The 17,795-nt window shown below is 53.1% G+C and carries 16 protein-coding genes and 3 pseudogenes; 5 read left to right on the forward strand and 14 right to left on the reverse strand.

The window, feature by feature from the left end; all coding sequences use genetic code 11:
* Window positions 1-622: IS3 family transposase (locus tag ACT3TC_RS16345; RefSeq protein WP_444640959.1), on the forward strand; the 622-nt coding region annotated here is incomplete at its 5' end.
* Window positions 623-737: 115 nt separating this feature from the next.
* Here the strand turns inward: ACT3TC_RS16345 and ACT3TC_RS16350 are convergent.
* The 8 genes and pseudogenes from ACT3TC_RS16350 to ACT3TC_RS16385 form a co-directional block, all read right to left on the reverse strand.
* Window positions 738-1,018: pseudogene (locus ACT3TC_RS16350) on the reverse strand (IS3 family transposase); the annotation flags it as partial.
* Window positions 1,019-1,235: 217 nt separating this feature from the next.
* The gene (locus ACT3TC_RS16355) at window positions 1,236-2,114 is read right to left on the reverse strand and encodes an SMP-30/gluconolactonase/LRE family protein (RefSeq protein WP_444640960.1); all 879 of its coding nucleotides are present in this window, start codon (window positions 2,112-2,114) and stop codon (window positions 1,236-1,238) included.
* A gap of 12 nt (window positions 2,115-2,126) precedes the next feature.
* A complete protein-coding gene (locus tag ACT3TC_RS16360; RefSeq protein ID WP_444640962.1) occupies window positions 2,127-3,053 on the reverse strand; it encodes a 3-keto-5-aminohexanoate cleavage protein in 927 nt (308 codons plus the stop codon).
* Window positions 3,054-3,056: 3 nt separating this feature from the next.
* The gene (locus ACT3TC_RS16365) at window positions 3,057-4,001 is read right to left on the reverse strand and encodes a 3-hydroxyacyl-CoA dehydrogenase (RefSeq protein WP_444640964.1); all 945 of its coding nucleotides are present in this window, start codon (window positions 3,999-4,001) and stop codon (window positions 3,057-3,059) included.
* Window positions 3,998-4,783, reverse strand: coding sequence for an SDR family oxidoreductase (locus ACT3TC_RS16370; protein WP_444640966.1), 786 nt, complete (start codon window positions 4,781-4,783; stop codon window positions 3,998-4,000). Before ACT3TC_RS16370 ends, ACT3TC_RS16365 begins: the two co-directional genes overlap by 4 nt.
* A 13-nt stretch (window positions 4,784-4,796) precedes the next feature.
* Window positions 4,797-6,806, reverse strand: coding sequence for an ABC transporter permease (locus tag ACT3TC_RS16375; RefSeq protein WP_444640967.1), 2,010 nt, complete (start codon window positions 6,804-6,806; stop codon window positions 4,797-4,799).
* A gap of 65 nt (window positions 6,807-6,871) precedes the next feature.
* Window positions 6,872-8,434, reverse strand: a complete 1,563-nt coding sequence (locus ACT3TC_RS16380) for a sugar ABC transporter ATP-binding protein (protein WP_444640969.1) — start codon at window positions 8,432-8,434, stop codon at window positions 6,872-6,874.
* A gap of 67 nt (window positions 8,435-8,501) precedes the next feature.
* Entirely contained in the window at window positions 8,502-9,629 is a 1,128-nt protein-coding gene (locus tag ACT3TC_RS16385; protein ID WP_444640970.1) for a sugar ABC transporter substrate-binding protein, read from the reverse strand.
* A 140-nt stretch (window positions 9,630-9,769) separates the two neighbouring features.
* Here ACT3TC_RS16385 and ACT3TC_RS16390 point away from each other — a divergent pair, with 140 nt between their 5' ends.
* From ACT3TC_RS16390 to ACT3TC_RS16405, 4 genes and pseudogenes are all read left to right on the forward strand, one after another.
* Window positions 9,770-10,435 (forward strand): GntR family transcriptional regulator, encoded by a 666-nt coding sequence (locus tag ACT3TC_RS16390; protein ID WP_444640972.1) that lies wholly within the window; start codon window positions 9,770-9,772, stop codon window positions 10,433-10,435.
* Window positions 10,436-10,778: 343 nt separating this feature from the next.
* Window positions 10,779-10,871, forward strand: coding sequence for a transposase (locus ACT3TC_RS16395; RefSeq protein WP_444640974.1), 93 nt, complete (start codon window positions 10,779-10,781; stop codon window positions 10,869-10,871).
* Window positions 10,868-10,975: pseudogene (locus ACT3TC_RS16400) on the forward strand (IS5/IS1182 family transposase); the annotation flags it as partial. The gene ACT3TC_RS16395 and the pseudogene ACT3TC_RS16400, both read left to right, overlap by 4 nt.
* A gap of 250 nt (window positions 10,976-11,225) precedes the next feature.
* A pseudogene (locus ACT3TC_RS16405) lies at window positions 11,226-11,509 on the forward strand (IS5/IS1182 family transposase); the annotation flags it as partial.
* A 208-nt stretch (window positions 11,510-11,717) separates the two neighbouring features.
* Here the strand turns inward: ACT3TC_RS16405 and ACT3TC_RS16410 are convergent.
* The 6 genes from ACT3TC_RS16410 to ACT3TC_RS16435 form a co-directional block, all read right to left on the reverse strand.
* Entirely contained in the window at window positions 11,718-12,572 is an 855-nt protein-coding gene (locus ACT3TC_RS16410) for an HpcH/HpaI aldolase/citrate lyase family protein (RefSeq protein ID WP_444640976.1), read from the reverse strand.
* Window positions 12,559-13,797: a CaiB/BaiF CoA transferase family protein gene (locus ACT3TC_RS16415; RefSeq protein ID WP_444640978.1), complete on the reverse strand. Its 1,239-nt coding sequence runs from the start codon at window positions 13,795-13,797 to the stop codon at window positions 12,559-12,561. Before ACT3TC_RS16415 ends, ACT3TC_RS16410 begins: the two co-directional genes overlap by 14 nt.
* 13 nt (window positions 13,798-13,810) lie before the next feature.
* The gene (locus tag ACT3TC_RS16420) at window positions 13,811-15,322 is read right to left on the reverse strand and encodes a tripartite tricarboxylate transporter permease (protein ID WP_444640980.1); all 1,512 of its coding nucleotides are present in this window, start codon (window positions 15,320-15,322) and stop codon (window positions 13,811-13,813) included.
* A 19-nt stretch (window positions 15,323-15,341) separates the two neighbouring features.
* Window positions 15,342-15,788, reverse strand: a complete 447-nt coding sequence (locus ACT3TC_RS16425; RefSeq protein ID WP_444640982.1) for a tripartite tricarboxylate transporter TctB family protein — start codon at window positions 15,786-15,788, stop codon at window positions 15,342-15,344.
* Window positions 15,789-15,870: 82 nt separating this feature from the next.
* On the reverse strand, window positions 15,871-16,830 hold the full coding sequence (locus ACT3TC_RS16430; RefSeq protein ID WP_444640983.1) for a Bug family tripartite tricarboxylate transporter substrate binding protein: 960 nt from the start codon (window positions 16,828-16,830) through the stop codon (window positions 15,871-15,873).
* Window positions 16,831-16,856: 26 nt separating this feature from the next.
* Window positions 16,857-17,603 (reverse strand): IclR family transcriptional regulator, encoded by a 747-nt coding sequence (locus tag ACT3TC_RS16435; RefSeq protein WP_444640985.1) that lies wholly within the window; start codon window positions 17,601-17,603, stop codon window positions 16,857-16,859.
* Window positions 17,604-17,795: the final 192 nt, after the last annotated feature.

A 17,795-nucleotide genomic window follows, 5' to 3' on the forward strand; every position in this document is an offset into this window, starting at 1 on the left:
CTTGTATCTGCGCAACGTGAAGGGCTTTCGTTGGAACCATAAGCGCATCTACCGAATTTACCGGGCATTGGAGCTGAACTTACGCATCAAGCCGAAAAAGCGATTGGTGCGAGAAAAACCTGCGCCATTGGTTGTACCCACTGCTCTGAACGACTGCTGGTCGATGGACTTCATGCATGATCAGTTGGCCGATGGCCGAACGTACCGGTTGTTTAACGTGATCGATGATCACAATCGGGAAGGCCTGATCATCGATGCAGACTTCTCACTGCCAGCAGAGCGCGTGATACGCTCCTTAAACCAGTTGATCGAATGGCGTGGCCGACCCAAGGCCATTCGGTGCGACAACGGCCCGGAATACATCAGTGGCAAACTAACCCGTTGGGCGAAGCAGAACGGTATTGAGTTGCTGCACATTCAACCTGGCAAGCCGCAGCAGAATGCCTACATCGAACGTTACAACCGAACAGTCCGTTATGATTGGCTGAGCCATTATCTTTTCGACTCGATCGCTGAAGTACAGGATTTTGCCACACGCTGGCTCTGGACGTACAACCACGAGCGGCCGAACATGGCATTGGGTGGGATAACACCGAAACAGAAGGTGACCATGGCTGCCTAACCAACTCTACTTATCGCTCCCCGGTTATGAATGGGGATTACCTTACCAATGAATGGCTTCTACTGCCTCTGTGGCAGCCCCTGTGCTGATGTGGCAACAGTCTTCGGGCATATATTTAAGCAGCTGCTGGTAGCGCTGACTCATAGTCCACTGGACTCATATAGCATTGCTGGAGTGGAGCCGCACCAAGTTATAAAACCCTTCGATATACTCGAAGATCACATGCTTCGCTTCAGCCCGCATTTTGATGTCTTCATGGTGAACCAGCTCCGTCTTCATAGTATGGAAGAAGCTTTCTGATGGAGCATTTCCCCAGCAATTTTCCTTACGACTCATGTTGCACCGATAACCTAGTTGCGTTAGCAACTTCTGAAAGGTGTCCGACGCATACTGGCTTTTTACCATGCGTGTAGGTGGCTAGTAGCGCCTCTAGGTCAGTGTCGGACAGAGATAGTTCAAACCGAAACAGATCCGCCCCTTGAGGGGGGATCTGGTGGCAAAGGGTGTATTTAGAGCCCAGTTGGCTCGTCTTTTCCTGACTTATGCGTAAGTAATCGGACGTGATAAGCGACCTAAAGGAACCTTACCCGTCTAATTGGTCAGTATCCCTGACTCAGCCGCCGAAGCGGGGTTCTGGGATACCTGTCACGCCAAGCCCAGTGATGGCGAAGAGACTGCCGCGCTGCACTCCGTCGCCCGGGAAGCGAGGTAGCGGCGGCTTAGCCATAGAGGTAACGTAGAGCACGTCTAGATCGGGTCCGCCGAACTGCACACTTGTCACTTTTTTTACCGGCATCTCGATTTCTCGGTCTAGTGTACCGTCGGGCGCAAACCTACAGATCCGCCCGTCATATACCAACGCCATCCAGTAGTAACCTTCGGAGTCCACCGTTGCTCCGTCCGCAGCTCCGCCATTTAACGTGTCAACCTTAGCGAAGGTTCGCCGATTAGAAATCTCGCCCGTGGTGATGTCATAGTCATAGGCCCAGACTTCGCCGGTCCAGGTGTCGGTAAAGTAAAAGGTCTTGTCGTCGGGACTGAAGCAGGGTCCATTGGAACAAATGATTCCATCCTCAATCTTGGTTACGGTCATGTCCGGCTCAACGCGGTAGAGTGCCCCCTTCGGGCCTTCTTCCATCATATCCATCGACCCGGCAAAGAAGCGCCCCATCCGGTCACATTTTCCATCGTTGATGCGGGTATCCACCAGATTGGACTCAGGATCATGCAACAACTCGCAGTGACCGCTTTTGAAATCCAGGAGCCAGAATCCTTTATCGAGTGAAAGTATAGCCCCCTCACCATTCTTGCGAAGCGCCATCGAGCCGATCTTGCCCGGTACGTCCCAAGCTCTCAGATCTGTTCCGTCAGCGGCGCAGCGAAATACCCGACCGTCCATTGAGTCGATAAAATAGAGTCGCTGTTGCTCCACATCCCAGACCGGCCCCTCGCCCAGGGTAGTCTTGACGTCCAGCAATATGTCAATTTGCATATTTCCTCCTCCTCAAAAATTCACCGCATCGCCACCCTTGAGCGAGAGCATCTCTCGCGCTTCATCGGGCGTCGCAATTTCCAGGCCTAGCCCCTCGACGATGCTTCGCGCCTTTACTACCTGCTGGGCATTAGACTCCGCGAGTTTGCTGCGGGAGATCCAGATCGAATCCTCCAGCCCCACGCGGATATTTCCACCCATCGCAACTGCCTGTGTGGCGATACGGAACTGATCTTTACCCGCTCCAAGTACGGACCAGCGGTAATCACTACCAAACAGACGATCGGCGGTGCGCTTCATGTGCATCACATCCTCGGGATGTGTGCCGATCCCGCCCAGAAGACCGAACACCGACTGCACGAAAAAAGGTGGCTTCACCAAGCCTCGGTCAGCGAAATGCGCGAGGTTATAGAGATGCGAAATGTCGTAGCATTCGAATTCAAACCGTGTGCCATTGCCATAGCAGGTTTCGAGCACGTATTCGATATCCTTGAACGAGTTACGAAAGACCAAGTCTCGCGAACCTTCAAGGTGATCTCGCTCCCATTCGTACTTAAATTCCTTGTACTTTGCGAGCAATGGAAAGAAGCCAAAATTCATTGACCCCATGTTTAACGAGGCAACCTCAGGCTGCCATTGCGCGGCTGGCTGCACTCGTTCCTGCACGTTCATATAGGGTGAGCCACCCGTGGTGATGTTCACAATCGCGTTGGTAGACTGTTTGATACGCCCAAGAAATGGCCTGAAAGCTTCAGCGGACTGATCGGGTTTGCCCGTTTTAGGGTCACGGGCGTGGAGGTGAAGTATCGACGCGCCCGCCTCTGCTGCGGAGATTGCGGCCTCAGCGATCTCATCAGGTGTAATGGGCAGATGGTCTGACATGGTCGGGGTATGGATTGCGCCCGTCACGGCGCAGGTAATAATAACCTTGTTGGACATGAGTTAGTCTCCAATCTCGTTCGCGGCACGCCGCTTGTGGTCAGCCAGCGCCATCAGCCGGCGGTCGCGCCAAGCTTGGCGCTCGGAAAGTTTCTCCTGCGGCAGCGCCACACGGCGATCCGCCTCGATCTGGTCCAACACCTTACCCTGCCAGTCAGCAGCGGGCTGGCCAGCTAAGTTTTCGTAGGCCCCCGCGTAACGGCCGACATAGTCGCGCACACCGCCGGGAGCGTTGAGATCGATAGTCTCGAAGGGCCCCATGAAGGACCAACGCAGCGCAAGACCTTCCCGGATTCCGATATCGACGTCTTCAGCACTTGCGTATCCGCCTGCGACAAGTCGAAACGCCTCATGCAAAAGCGCGCCTTGCATCCTATTCATAACGAAACCATCAATCTCTTTAGTCATTACGATGGGATGCATACCAGCGGCTCGCAGCATTTCCGCCGTGCGGTTTATTAGCGATTTGTCGGTCCAAGGCGCTGGTACCAGCTCGGCCGCTGGCACGAGGTAGGACGGGTTGATTGGATGATTCACCATGACACGGGCACGGCCCTCTAGCTCCTCGGAAATGGCCGAGGGAAGCAGCGCCGAGGTGGAGGAGGCTAGCACAGTCTCCGGTGCAGCCACCGCATCAAGCCGCGCAAAGATTTCCCGTTTCATTGCGAGATTCTCGAAGGTGCTTTCCTGTACGTGAATGGCACCATCAAGAGCCTCTTCTAGCGTGCTGGCTGTGTGGATGCGCGCCAAGGCATCGTTGGCGTTGCAGTCGATGAGCCCGAGCTGTTCCAACTCGGGTAGCACCTCGGCACAAAAGGCGCGAGCGGCCTCGGATGCTTCCGGTTTGGCATCCCATAAACGAACTTCGTGGCCCGCTCGGGAGAAGACGATAGCCCAGGACCGTCCAATCAGGCCGGAGCCGATACAAGCGACAGGAGCTAACATCATAGTGTCTCCACGTTGCCATCGACGGGAAAACTCTGGCCCGAAAGGTTCCTCCCAGCCTCCGAGATCAAGTAAGCTGCCATGTCCGCCACATCCTCAGGAGGGGTCATTCGGCGCAACGAAATGCGGCTGAGGTACTCCGCTTTCATATGTTCGTAGCTAACGCCAGTCTGCTCAGCACGGGCAGTAATTACGTTCTCCATACGTGGCCCTTCGATGATCCCAGGCAGGACTGCGTTGGCACGGATGTTCGACGGTCCCAGCTCTTTGGCCAAGGATTGGGTGAAGCCGATGACACCCCACTTGGCTGAGGAATAGGGTGTGCGGTAGGCATATCCGAACTTCCCCGCTGAGGAGGAGATATTGACGATGGCGCCGCCACCGGCGGCCTTAATCATGGGCACTGCGTGTTGCGAGCAGAGGAACTGACCGGTCAGACAGATATCGATGCAGCGCTTCCAGTCGGCAAGTGGTATCTCCTCGACGCCACCAGTTGGCCCGGAGATCCCCGCGTTATTCACTAGGGCGTCGAGACCGCCGAGCTTCATCTTTATTGCAGCGAAGAAATCTGCGACCTGAGCTTCGTCGGAAACATCGGCAACGGTGGTGACCTCGACACCCAGCTCTTCTGCCGCGGCGTCGAGCGCCATCTTATCCACGTCACAGATAGCGACTCGGGCTCCTTGCTGTATTAGCCCCCGTGCGATGCAGAAGCCGATTCCCCCGGCCCCAGCGGTAACGGCCACACGCAAACCGTTTAGGCCTGGCAATTTCATATTAGTCATTGTCTCTTCTCCTTCATTCCTTGATTGCGACCACCGCCGCCAGGATTAATAATCCGAAGAACACCGCTCGGAAGGCGCTTGGCAGTGACGTACCCGCCAACAACATCTGCATTGCAGTCAGCAGCAGCGCCCCACCCAACATCCCTATGTAATGGCCCCGGCCGCCGGTGATCAGCGCGCCGCCAACCACCACAACGGCAATCGAGGGCAGCAAATAGTCATCGCCCATACCAAGGCTTGCTTGACCCGAGAACCCAGCAAGTAGAATCCCCACCAGCGCCGCACAAAGTGCTGAAAGCACGTAGACCGAAACAATTACTCGTCCGACGGGCACGCCCGACAAGCGTGCAGCAAGCTCACTGTTGCCCACGGCATAAACCTGACGACCGAATTTTGTACGGTTAAGCAGCAGAATGGCGAAAGCGACAAAGACCACCATAAACAGGGTCACTGGAGTGAAGCCCATTACCTTACTGGTCATAAGCCAGCGCAGGGAGGGAGGTGCGAAGCCGGCAGGCGAGCCATCCGACCAGATCAGAGCTGCACCTTGCAGGAAGCCGTTCATTGCAAGCGTGACAACGATGGGAGAAAGGCCTAGGGCGACCACACCTAGCCCGTTGAGCACACCGATGGCGGTGGCTACGAGAAGCACGATCGGAATCGCGGACCAGAGGCCAACATCCTGCCCGCCGACGAGACCGGTGAGCATCACACCCGAGAGTGCGATACACCAAGGTAGCGATAGGTCGAGTCCACCAGTGAGGATCACCGCCCCCTGCCCCAGCGCGAGGATGGCCAAGAAGCTCGACAGCACAAGCAGGGAGTCCCAGTAGCGTTGATTGCCGAAGACATTACTCAAGACTACTTGCGTGACGATTACCACTAATAGAAGACAGATGTAGCTCGGCAGTACATGGCGTAGCGTCGGGCCATGTCGCTGCATAAAGCTTAAAGGGGGCACATCCTCACTGGGCGTAGTGAAGATCAATCGCTTATCCTCGCGCGCGCGTTGCCCAGCAAGATGCCCGGAGCGCCGCGCACCAAGCCCTGCCTTCAAATCACGCAGCCGCTTCGACAGCACGCTATCACGTGACAGCGACCCCATCAGAACGGCGATCATAAGTACCGCACTTTCGGCAATGGTTGAGTAATATGCTGAGACGTTCAGCGACAATAGCAGATTGACAACGATCATTAGCACGTAAGCACCAAAGAGCGGGCCTACTATGCCGCCCTTCCCGCCGCCTAATCGAGTACCACCTATCACCACTGCTGCGAAGGTCGGTAGTAACAAAGAGTTACCCACCAGTGGGTCGCCCGCCCCGGTTTGCGCGCTCACGAATACACCAGCAAGACCATAGAGGCCACCCGCGAGAACATAGGTTCCGAAAGTCACCACCTTAGTATGCAGCCCGGTGGTACCCGCAGCCTCTGAGTCGCTTCCCACGGCATACAGCGTCACACCGAAGGAAGTGCGCTTTAGCCAGAGCCACAACACAGCCAGTACCAGTAATAGCACCACCGGTGCAGGTAGCAGACCAGGGATCACATCCCCCAGGTAGGCCATGCCCAGCGAGGGCGACACGAAACCGCCCGGGCTAGCCATTACCAGAAGTGTGATGCCCTGCACGATGAACATTACCGCAAGCGTCACCACGATGGGCTGCAGTCGCATTACCGCTACAAAGAACCCATTCACTGCACCGACACAGGCTCCGATGCCGATGCCTATGAGCGTCCAGAGGAGAACTGAAGCTTCCTCCTGCGCTGGATCCATTGAGGTCGCCAGCACGGCGTTGACCAGCGAAACAACTGCACCGGCCGATAGGTCGAAGCCTCCAGAAAGGATAACTAGCGATTGACCCGCAGCAGCGATGGCAGTGGTTGCGCCGCCGCTCGCCAAAAAGGAAATGTCGAAGTAGTTCAGGGGGTAAGGGGATAGCGCCGCATTCAAACACATTAGTGCCAAAAAGACAAAGAAGGTAACGATGACGGCTTGTCCACGCCGCGCAGCGAGCATCATCCCATTTAAGCTCCCACCAGAGATGCCGAACCGATAGCGAAATCTCTGTTTTCTCGCCTGATCAATCATGTGCTCGCCTCCCGCGCAGCGGCATTAGCCAATGGGTCTACTCCGCCCAGAGTCTCCTGCATAATCGCGTTTTCTGTCAGCGTCTCGCCCTCCAGCCATGAGGCCAGCCGACCCTCGTAGAGCACACCCACTCGGTCACAGAGATGCACAAGCTCGGGAATCTCGGTGGAGTGGAACAGTACCGACCCACCCGCATCGGTAAATGCGCGGAATAGCGCGTAGAGTTGTTCCTTGGTGCCCACGTCGATGCCGCGGGTCGGGTCGAAGAGCAAAAGAATCCGACTCTGCGCCACCAGCCACTTGGCTATTACGATCTTCTGCTGATTGCCGCCGGAGAACGCTCCAGCTGGCATATATTGTGCTCGCTCATCTACCTCGACCGCCGCAAAAGCCCCGGCGGCCGCACGCGCCTCTGCGCCTTCATTTAGAAGCAAGCCACGACGGAAGCGCCCCAGCGCTGGCAGCGTGGCGTTTTGACGTCCTGAAAGTTTTAGGAACAGCCCTCCTGTCTTGCGCTCTTCAGGCACCATGCCGATTGCGACGGAGGGATCCAGTGCATCGGCTGCCGACCGCAGGTGTAGCGTCTTTCCATCCAGCTCAATGTGCCCCGCCGTTACTATCTCTTCACCGAAGAGCGCGGGAAATAAAGACTCCTGCCCCATACCCTGAAGCCCAGCGATGCCCAAGATTTCCCCCTTATGCAGGGACAAATCAAGATCCTGCAACTTGGGCCCTGCGGATAGCCCCCGCGCAGCGAGCACCGGTGTCTCACCGCTGCGATCACGCACCGAACGGCGCGGCGGGAAAGCGTTTTCGACCGACCGACCGATAATCAACTCGACCACCTCGTCGTCTGTCACCGCATCCACACGGGACGAATAGACCGATTTGCCGTTACGCAGGATCGTCATCGTGTCACAGAATGCGCGAACCTCAGGCAACCGGTGGGAAATAAACAACACAGTGATGCCACGTGCTTTCGCACCAGCTATGATCCGGCCAAGCCATTCAACATCCTCTCCTGAGAGCGCAGAAGTTGGTTCGTCGAGCAGTAACACCGAAGGGTTGCGACTAAGCGCGCGTGCAATCTCAATCTTCTGCCGAGTGGCGAGGTTCAACTCCGATGCCAACGCGTCGGGATCGATATCTAGCTCAAGTGCCGCGAAATGTTGCAGCACCTCATGCCGGACGCGTGTTCGGTTCAGTGTGCCAAACAGCGTCCAAGGCGCCCGCGGCAGCAGCATGTTGTCTAGCACCGTCAGATCGGGGATTAATGTTAATTCTTGAAAGGCGGTTTGGATGCCTCTTGCGTGAGCGTCACGTGCGCTGTTAAGGGCAACAAGTTGGCCGTGAATACGAATTTCACCGCTGTCGGGCTTAATCAGTCCCGAAAGCAATTTCATTGTGGTGGATTTGCCAGCACCGTTCTCCCCCAGTAACGCATGGGCTGAGCCGGGAGATACTTTAAACGTAACGTCGCTGTTTGCCAGGGTCGGGCCATAGGCCTTGGTTAGGCCCTGTACCTCGATTCCAGGTACTGTTTCATGGTCTGCGGACATAGTGTTTCCTTGGAGTCCCGGAATTTCGAAAGCCCCGGCGGCACAGGCCGCCGGGGCTCGGAAGGGCTCAGTTTTCCGGCTGCCCTTCAAGGGCTGCATCCAAGCCCAACTGCGGCAGCTTTTCGGAAAAGATCGAGGCGAACCATCCGGGGTTCGATACCAAGCTGGGGTTGAAGACATTACAGCCCGCTTTCTGCTCATCCCAGCTACCTGTCTCGCACAGTTGAACTGTCTCATTCGTAACGAGTGGTAGTGGCAGTTCGGTCCGCTTGTCGACCTCCTTTCCGTCAAGGATATCTACAGCAAGCTTAAATGCCATCGCTCCGGAATAGGGAGGCGCAGCGTAAGAAATGCGAGGGGCTCCGAAAGGAGCATAGGGTAACTCTGCACCATCGACCTCAGCCCCCAACGGAAGCATCTGAATGCGTCCACCATTTGAGCCTTCACCAGCACAGGGGGCCACATCCTCGGGGGCGATACCGGACTCGAGTTGCATGGCATTAGCGGTATAGCAGCCAACCTGCATCCACAAACCATCCACATCAGACCAGTCGCGGGTCGACATAAGCTTGTTAAGCTCCGTACGCGCGACGGCTTGGCTCCACATACCGTCGGCCTCGCCAATGACATTAATACCCTCATGCTGCGCAAAAACCTCCTTGGCAGCCTGCGTACGGGCGGTATCGACCGACGTGCCAGGCACCCCGTTGACGAGAATGATGTCACCCTCTCCATCAAGCTGGTCGACCAGCCATTCCGCCGTCTTTCGGCCCGCCTCGGACTGGTTGATGGTAACGTTGTAGGCACAGGGCTCCGTAATCTCGCCATCATAGGCAATGATTTCCACACCACGAGAACAGGCACTTCTGACGACGTTGTTCAACGCTGAAGGTGATATCGGATAAACCACAATGGCATCGGCACCCGCTTGCACCATTGCGTTGATTTGCTGGATCTGGCGTTGGGCGTTAGGGCCAGCAACTTGCACCTCCAGATTAGCTTTGTCGGCATAGTCGCTGCTGGCGGCCAGCGCTTTGATCATGTTTGAGGCTTCGGCCTGCCAGTCATTCCCGCTGTAGCTCATCGAGAGGTAAATGTCATAGGGCTCCTCTTGCGCATGGCCGGGGATTGGCACCGCCGTGGAAAGTGCAACGGCTGCGGCGCAGACAGCACCCTTATAACTCAGATTCAGCATGTGACCTCCTATTGTTTAAGCGGCTTCTTACGAGCCATTTTTTTAAGATAAGCAGTTTTTGATTTTTGATCAATTATTGAAACGTATACTTTAGACGCAGCAAGAGTATAATTGGAGCAAAGAAACAAGGATTGAAATCAATGTTTGAAGGAGTGATGCCGCTGAAGCACGAGACCTTGCAGTCGCAAGTGCATCAGCAATTATGCGAGCTGATTCTCCAAGGTGCGTTTGTGCCTGGAGAATCAGTGACGGTGGCGCGTATCGCTAAGGCTTTGGATGTGAGTCCCATGCCAGTCCGCGAGGCGATCTCGCAGTTAATGGCGCTCGGAGCACTGACCGTGGTCTCTGGGCGATCCGTCGGGGTGCCCCGGCTTGGTCCTGCAGAACTTGCCGATCTACGTAGGGTTCGTATTGAGGTCGAGACGACTGCATTACGTTGGGCGGTCGCGGCTGCGGACGAGGTCTTTATCGATCGGTTGGCCGGAATCCTTATCGAGATGGAAAAAGCCGAGGAGACCGGGCGGGTTAAGGAATTTATCTATGAAAACTACAAGTTCCACTTCGCCATCTACCAGCATGCGGGATCACCGTTGCTTCTCGATATCATCGCGACGCTATGGTTGAGAATAACGCCGCAGTTCCACCTTTTGCAGTCATCGGGGCACTATCGTGTATCAAATTGCCAGCATCGCGACCTTTTGGCAGCAATCTCCTCCCGTGATACCGAGGATGCCGTAGTAGCGCTGAAGGCGGATATCGACAGCGCGTATGCTGTGATAAGTATGGTGATCGGCGAGAGCCAGTGAGACCGCCGCTCGACAAGTTGGGGCCGTGACCAAACCAAGGCGGGGAAGCATAGTCTCCACATCGCTACGCGCTACGAAAATTCGACAGTAGCTTTAAGGAGATGGTTGCTTGGCATGTATAGACCGTTGGTTGCGAGACGACTTTTCGTAGAAACTGAATCGCGCCGTATATTCTAGGGCCTGTTGGCGTTTTGAGGGATAGCATTGGCAGGAGGGGGGCAAACTCGCAGACGACACCAACAAACTGCGAGCTTGCCATGCGCCGACTGATGCTCACGGATGAAAACTGGTCGAAGCTAAAACCTATCCTGCTTCAGCAACGTCTCTATGACGAGGCTGCCGGATGGCGGTAGAAGGCATACTTTACCAAATCCGTACCGTCTGTCAGTGGCGCGATTTACCCGACGACTTTGGGCACTGGAATATAGCAGTTTAGACAGTGGGTTATATTGCTATCGTCATTTTGTAGAGAATGCCTTTGCTCGGTTGAAGCCGTATCCCGCCATAGCAACGCGTTATGACAAGCTCAGGCAAAACTAAGAAAGCATGGTGGCCTTAGCTTATGGTTTTGTATGGTTGCCCATGCGAAGCTTCAACAGGCCCTTGCAAAAAAATCCTTATGGCTGAAAAAAACACCATCAGCCAATTTAAGGGAGTGCGCCTAAATATAGCAGTAGCTGTTAGTAAATGCCGGTGGCTATGTGTAACGTGGCGTTCCTCTGTCCGTCAGAGTCCGTTGATGAAACAGATCTCGTGTGCTCAGGCTGAGCACCAGATCAAGAAGTAGGTCATCCACCGTGAATGGTTACTGGCACCATATGGTTGCTCTATTGTAATGGCAACGCCTGCTTGATGCGTTGTCTCCGTCCTACTTCCAGAAGTCGGCGGGTAAGTGAGGTTGGCCACCGGTCGGCCTGGAACGGATATTGCTCATCTATTTTTGTCAGAAACAGTATGCACAGGTCGGTAAGGTGGTTGAAGATGCTATCTAGGTAGGACAGAGCCAGGCTATGGAGTGATTTCATAGGTCTCGACCTTGCCATCAAGAGCCTCCCGAAGCGACCAAGTGTGTTAACGCCTTCCGCTTATGCCAAGCAGTTGGCTATAAAAAACGATAAAGTCACATCTGACTCTAAACCTAACGTTATCAATAGCGCGAAAAATCTCGTATCTTTTAGTGCGAGGATGGATAGAGCGGCACCCGACAGGGTGCCTAGTAATCGTTTGTGCATTCCTTCTGAGCAGCTGCAGCTGGTTGCAGAGCTGGCAATTTTTTGTAAGTTTATCTTGGAAGACGGCGAGCAAGAATAGATCGCGCTCGTTCATAAACCGGCTTGTCGATCATACGACCATCAAGGGTTACGGCCCCTAGGCTTTTTCTTTCTGCGCTGTCCAGCTCTTCCATGACGCGTTCCGCCCATTCAACATTTTCTTGACTAGGTGAAAATCCTCGGTTGAGGGCTTGAATGTTACCGGGATGGACGGATGTCGCTCCTGAGAACCCAAAAGCCGCAGAGCGTACTGCAAGGTCTTCTATATCGGCTGACGAAAAATTCGCAATACTATCGAGCAACCCAAGTGGAGAGATCCCTGCAGCCCTTGCGGCATAAACAATCTGCTGTTTTGCACCAAGAAGCGTTTGTTCCGAGGGCGTTATTTGGCAACTCGTCGCAAAATCCTCGCTACCGAGTAACAACGCCACAACACGCTTATCCGCTCGTGCAATATCATAAGCGTGCATAAGTGCGCTCGGGCTTTCGATAAGAGGGACGATACCGACATCATTCATTGGGTCTAGCAAGTCCAATGCTTGGGCAACTAATCTCACCTTTCCAGCATCTTCACATTTGGGCAAGAAGATTGCCGCAACTCCTGGCCGTACCACAGTACGGAGATCGTCCGCCATATTAACAAGATCGCCGTTTATACGAATACAAACTTGGGCAGGGCCTTTAATCAGGCACGATAGCTTTGCAGCAACCATTTCTCTTGCTGCCTGCTTACAGTCAGATGGCACACTATCTTCAAGGTCGATGATCAAGGCGTCTGCGCCACGAGTTTGAGCCTTAGCAAGAAACTTATCGTTGTTGCCTGGGACATAAAGAAGGGATCGCCAAGATACGCTACTTATCGTCATGTATACTCTCGCTAACCAGTTCTGATTCAAGAAGGGCTGTGAACTCAGCATCATCAAAACCGGCTTCGGTCAATATTTGACGAGCGTGTTCCGAAATCCGAGGTGCAGCTCGGTGAAAGCCCCCTGGTGTTGATAACAGCCTCGGGACAGGAGCATGCATGGCCGCCCCACCCAGATCATCATCCGGGAGTTCTACATAAATGCCACGCTCCCTGAAATGCTGATCTTTAGAGATGTCCTCAATATCGTAGACCGGAGCCGCCGTAATGCCGTGCTCATCGAATATGGAGAGGCCCTCTTCCATCGTCCGCTCACCGACCCATCCTCCAACAATCTGATCGACCGCGTGCCTACGGGCAACACGTTGTTCGTTTGTGCAGAAGTCTGGGTGAGTGATTAGGTCCTCACGGCCAATACATCGGAATACTCTCTCGGCAGTCTTTTGTATTGAGGCCGAGAGCGCAATAAACCCTCCGTCACTTGTCTGGTAGACATTGCGAGGGCTTGAAGTGTTTGAACCATTACCCACACGAGGCTTTGGCTTCTGCAAGAGCTGGTAGTCTAAAGCTTCTGGCCCTAATACTGATGTCATGGCATCCAGGAGCGCAAGGTCGATCACTTGACCTTTGCCCGACGTCGCGCGCGAGCGCAGTGCCATCAAAAGAGCATTAGAACCATAAAGCCCTGCAATCATATCTGCCAGAGCCAGCGGCGGCAGAAGAGGATCACCACCTTCTTCACCATTACGTGAAGCGAAACCAGACATCCCTTCAACAAGTGTGCCGAAACCAGGTCGAGAAGAGTAAGGGCCACTCTGACCGAAACCGGAAACGCGGAGTATGATCAGCTTGGGAGATACTTCGTGAAGAGCCTCTGGACCCAGCCCCATTTTTTCAAGCGTCCCAGGGCGAAAGCTTTCTATTAATATATCGGCAGTCGCTATTAACCGTTTCAGCAACTCAATGGCTCCCTCTTTCCTGAAGTCGAGGCCAATACTGCGCTTGTTTCTCCCATAAACAGTCCAGAAAGTAGATACACCTCCTTGCTTCCACGCTCGTAGTGGGTCGCCCAAAGGAAGGGGCTCAACTTTGATAACATCGGCACCAAAGTCAGCGAGTTGCAACGACGTCATGTTTCCAGCCACGAGGCGTGATAGGTCGATGACGCGGACGCCTTGCATCGGTCCATCGGACCTACCATCGAACGCATATTTCTGCCAGCTCATTTTTTGTACACCTTTACTCATCGGCACTAGTCATGTCTCGCATACTTCTGGCGCGTAAGCGGCCAAATACCGTCCCCACGACGATGAGAATCATCAGCGCGAGAATGATTAGAGAAATTGGTCGCTCAAGGAAGATCATTGCGCTTCCTTGCCCGAGCATGACGGATTGACGGAAATAGTTTTCAGCCAATGGTGTCAATACGACAGCAAGAATAAACGGCGCAGTAGGATAGTCATTCTTTTTCAACAAATAGCCGAGCACACCAAAGATGAGCATGATCCAGATATTAAATGGGCTGTAGCTTAATGAAAAAGCGCCTACCACACATAGCGCAATTACAACGTTCGCCAAGTTATTCTGGATTGCTCGTAGCAGGTTCACGAAGACGGGGATAAGAAGGACATTAGATAGGAGCAGGAAAAAGTTCGCCAGCACAAGCCCCGCGATCATCGCCCAGACAATATCGCCCGAATTTGTCATCAAAAGCGGTCCCGGCTGCATCCCGAACATGATCAGGGCCCCAAGCATGATAGCAGTGCCGCCTGACCCCGGAATGCCGAGCGTGAGTAAAGGTATGAGGGAGCCAGGAACAGCTGCGTTGTTGGTAGCCTCCGGACCAGCAAGCCCAGGTATCGAACCATTGCCAAACTTCTCTGGAGTCCGTGATAGCTTTTTTTCAAGCGCGTAGTCGAGAAAGGTCGCTACCGTCGCACCAGCACCCGGAACGATCCCGATAACAGTCCCCAGGATGGACCCCCGAATGGTTGGGCCTGTAGCCTCACTCATTTCAGAGCGTCCAGGGATAAACTCTTTCATACGGAAACTGGGTTTTCCAAGGTTGAGCTTTAGCTTTTTTTCAAGGTTATAAAGCACTTCCCCCAGTCCATAGAGGCCGATGATAATTGCCACGAAATCGATACCCTCAATCATCTCTGGTACAAAGGCGAACCGGATTTGCCCAGAGACATAATCACTTCCAAAAGTGCTGACCAAAACCCCGAGGCACGTCACGAATAATGCCTTGAGCATACTGCTGCCAGCGAGAAGCATGACAGTGGCGAGGCCTATAGCCATAAGGAGAAAATACTCTGGAGCTCCAAGATAGATCGCATAGGAGGCAATTAGAGGCGCAAGAAAAATGAGTACCGCCAAACCGAACAAGCCGCCTATGAATGAGGCAACCGCCGAAATGCCCAGCGCTAAGGGACCTCTCCCCTGCTTCATCATTGGATAGCCCTCAAGGGCTGTGACGATGGCGGGTGCATCCCCAGGCGCATTGATAAGAATGGCAGTAATCCGACCACCATACATTGTGCCCATGTAGACGCCGGTTAAAAGGCAAAGTCCCGATACCTGATTCATTCCAAAAGTCAGCGGCAGCATCAGAGCGATGCCCGCAGAGGGGCCAAGCCCGGGCAAAGCGCCCACGACCGTCCCGATTAGCCCAGCCGCAAAAATAATGGCTATGTTATATGGGGTCAGAACTTCACCAAACCCCATCATTAGATTACTTATCGCTTCCATAAAGAACACCCTGTTCTAGTCAGGTGACTGGAATCCCCAACCAAAGATTGAAGATTGCGAAAATTGCACCAAGTGTGATCAAGTTCATAACGAAAGCACGGATTAATGAATGCTCCAGTAAAGTCTTCGAGATCACCATCATTACAACGAATAGAGGAGCTATAACAGATCCAAAATGCATCAGATAAATAGCAACAATAAGAAGCATTACAGCAAATATTGGTGGAATCGCTGCTTTTAAATGCTCCTTTACTTGGAAAGTGTCACCATCTACTTGCGCTCTTCCCTTTCCAAACTTTAAAAAAATCAAAACGCCCAAAGACAGAGTTACCAAAGCAAAGTTGAGCGGTACAAATCCAGGCCCGAAACCTTGATTTGAAAAATAATTGAACTCAAGACTTTGGTAGCCAAGAAATGCCGAAAAGACTATTGTAAATACAATAAGTACGAGTTCGGACGTTCGCATGGAACCTCCCGTGCGTTAATAGCTCGTTGCGATGGTGTAGAGAGATGGCCCGGCCAGCTACCAGCAAAACCGGGCTACAGAGTTAATTACTAAGCATGTCAAGTTCGCTAAGGACCTTCCGATAGACCGTCTCGGTCTCACCTAGATAATCAGCAAATTCCTCGCCGGTAATCACGAGTGGCACGATCGCGTTTGGTTCAACATACTCTTTTTGCCAAGCTTCGCTTTCAAGCAGATTCGTGACGATATCCGTCAATGCTTCACGCTCTGCATCTGAGATACCAGGAGGCGCGGTCACGCCGCGGAATAGGCTTATCGTGATATCCACACCTTGTTCCACAAAGGTGGGAACATCTGGAAGGCTATCGATCCGCTCCTCTGTACTGATAGCAATTGCTTTAAACTTCTCACTGTTGAGGTAATCGGTCACCGCGCCAGGATTGGTAATCGCGAAATCAATCTGGTTTGACAGTAGCGCTGTTACAACCTCGCCATCGCCCTGGAAGGGGATAAAATTGAGATTTAGACCTGTGGCTTCAGCCAACTGCATGGTAACAATATGCTCGATGCTACCGGTTGCGGTACCACCAACATTCAGCATCTCTTCAGATTGCTGAAGTTCATCGAGAGAATTGATATCACTTTGTGCGTTGACAACGAGAAGTTCCGGATCGATTCCAAGACGTGCAATCGGAGTGAAATCGGAATAATCAAGCCCAATGTTTGTGGATAGGGGTGTTGAAATGTGCGAGGAAGTGATTGCCATTAAATAGTGGGGATCGCCTTCACGCGCATTAAGATAGCCAATTGCAACAGCGGAGTTTCCACCGTCCTTATTAACTACGTTGATTGGAACGTCGATAATATCCTCTTGCTCGATCAGTCGCGCCATCGTCCTCATCATTGTGTCGTGACCACCGCCCGGACCGTATCCAGCGATGAATTCAAGTGGCCGCTCAGGAAAATTCTGAGCAGAAGCAAGACCGACGCACGACGCGAGGGCAGTGCCCACGACAGTAGTTTTTATGATTGTTTTAAGCATACTTACCTCTTTTTGTGATAGTTGTGTTATACATCGCTGCGTCTCAGCACCAGCGAACTAGAAGCTTTTTCGGCTAAATCGGTGACGACTTCTATAATTAGTTTTTTCTTTTTTTCAACACGATCGTGAGGCCCAGCAATATTCATTGCGGCCAAGCAGTTTCCATACTTATCAAAAATCGGCGCTGCTACCCCTGCAGCACCCTCCACAGTACCTTTGAGGTTCACGGCATAGCCGCATTCTTTTACTTCCTTAAGTTTATTCTCAACTTCTTTCCTATTGGCCAGGCCGCCTAAGCCAATTTCTGAAAAATATTTTTCCAGATCAGCACCACTAAGCTCCGCAAGGAGAACCTGCCCACTCGTGACCTGAAACGCATCTCTAGAAACAGTAATATCTCTGTCGTATCGAATCTCTCGGGCGGGCAATATTTTATTCAGGTACTTGACACGCATTTCACTATCAAAAACACCGATAAATCCACTTTCACCAGTAAGATCAACCCCTTGCTGAATTAATGGTGTTATCTTCCTGACGATTGTGCCCCAGGCATACTTATCAGCCCCAGCCTCACCAGGTAGACGTTGCAATTGATATAAACCGGAACTTCCACGCGATACGTAGCCTTTTTCTACAAGAGTACGCAGTAGCATTAGCGCACTACTTTTCGGTAGCGAAAGTGCATCTACCACATCTACTAGAGACCTAGCCCGCTCTTGTCGAGCTAACCACTCAACCAGCTCAAGGATTCGATCCGCACCACGACCACTCATATCGCCACCAGTTCAATATTATGAATGCGTTCACAATAATAACCAGAATAGCATTGACTGTACTCTCTTCAATGCAACTTTAGGCTAGGGGTCGAGCATGATCTGTTGCAGAGCAACCGGTTCAGCGGTCAAGGCAGCTTGTTGGAGACCTTCCTCCCAGACGTACTTTTCGTATTGATAAACTGGAAGGTG

The sequence above is a fragment of the Halomonas sp. AOP27-A1-41 genome (assembly GCF_052378605.1).
GTDB classification, from domain to species: domain Bacteria; phylum Pseudomonadota; class Gammaproteobacteria; order Pseudomonadales; family Halomonadaceae; genus Vreelandella; species Vreelandella citrativorans.

Bases quoted from the DNA above. Each gene is read 5' to 3' on its own strand.
- ACT3TC_RS16355 (WP_444640960.1), bottom strand. From the start codon at position 2,114: ATGCAAATTGACATATTGCTGGACGTCAAGACTACCCTGGGCGAGGGG.
- ACT3TC_RS16360 (WP_444640962.1), bottom strand. From the start codon at position 3,053: ATGTCCAACAAGGTTATTATTACCTGCGCCGTGACGGGCGCAATCCAT.
- ACT3TC_RS16365 (WP_444640964.1), bottom strand. From the start codon at position 4,001: ATGATGTTAGCTCCTGTCGCTTGTATCGGCTCCGGCCTGATTGGACGG.
- ACT3TC_RS16370 (WP_444640966.1), bottom strand. From the start codon at position 4,783: ATGACTAATATGAAATTGCCAGGCCTAAACGGTTTGCGTGTGGCCGTT.
- ACT3TC_RS16375 (WP_444640967.1), bottom strand. From the start codon at position 6,806: ATGATGCTCGCTGCGCGGCGTGGACAAGCCGTCATCGTTACCTTCTTT.
- ACT3TC_RS16380 (WP_444640969.1), bottom strand. From the start codon at position 8,434: ATGTCCGCAGACCATGAAACAGTACCTGGAATCGAGGTACAGGGCCTA.
- ACT3TC_RS16385 (WP_444640970.1), bottom strand. From the start codon at position 9,629: ATGCTGAATCTGAGTTATAAGGGTGCTGTCTGCGCCGCAGCCGTTGCA.
- ACT3TC_RS16390 (WP_444640972.1), top strand. From the start codon at position 9,770: ATGTTTGAAGGAGTGATGCCGCTGAAGCACGAGACCTTGCAGTCGCAA.
- ACT3TC_RS16395 (WP_444640974.1), top strand. From the start codon at position 10,779: ATGGCGGTAGAAGGCATACTTTACCAAATCCGTACCGTCTGTCAGTGG.
- ACT3TC_RS16410 (WP_444640976.1), bottom strand. From the start codon at position 12,572: ATGACGATAAGTAGCGTATCTTGGCGATCCCTTCTTTATGTCCCAGGC.
- ACT3TC_RS16415 (WP_444640978.1), bottom strand. From the start codon at position 13,797: ATGAGCTGGCAGAAATATGCGTTCGATGGTAGGTCCGATGGACCGATG.
- ACT3TC_RS16420 (WP_444640980.1), bottom strand. From the start codon at position 15,322: ATGGAAGCGATAAGTAATCTAATGATGGGGTTTGGTGAAGTTCTGACC.
- ACT3TC_RS16425 (WP_444640982.1), bottom strand. From the start codon at position 15,788: ATGCGAACGTCCGAACTCGTACTTATTGTATTTACAATAGTCTTTTCG.
- ACT3TC_RS16430 (WP_444640983.1), bottom strand. From the start codon at position 16,830: ATGCTTAAAACAATCATAAAAACTACTGTCGTGGGCACTGCCCTCGCG.
- ACT3TC_RS16435 (WP_444640985.1), bottom strand. From the start codon at position 17,603: ATGAGTGGTCGTGGTGCGGATCGAATCCTTGAGCTGGTTGAGTGGTTA.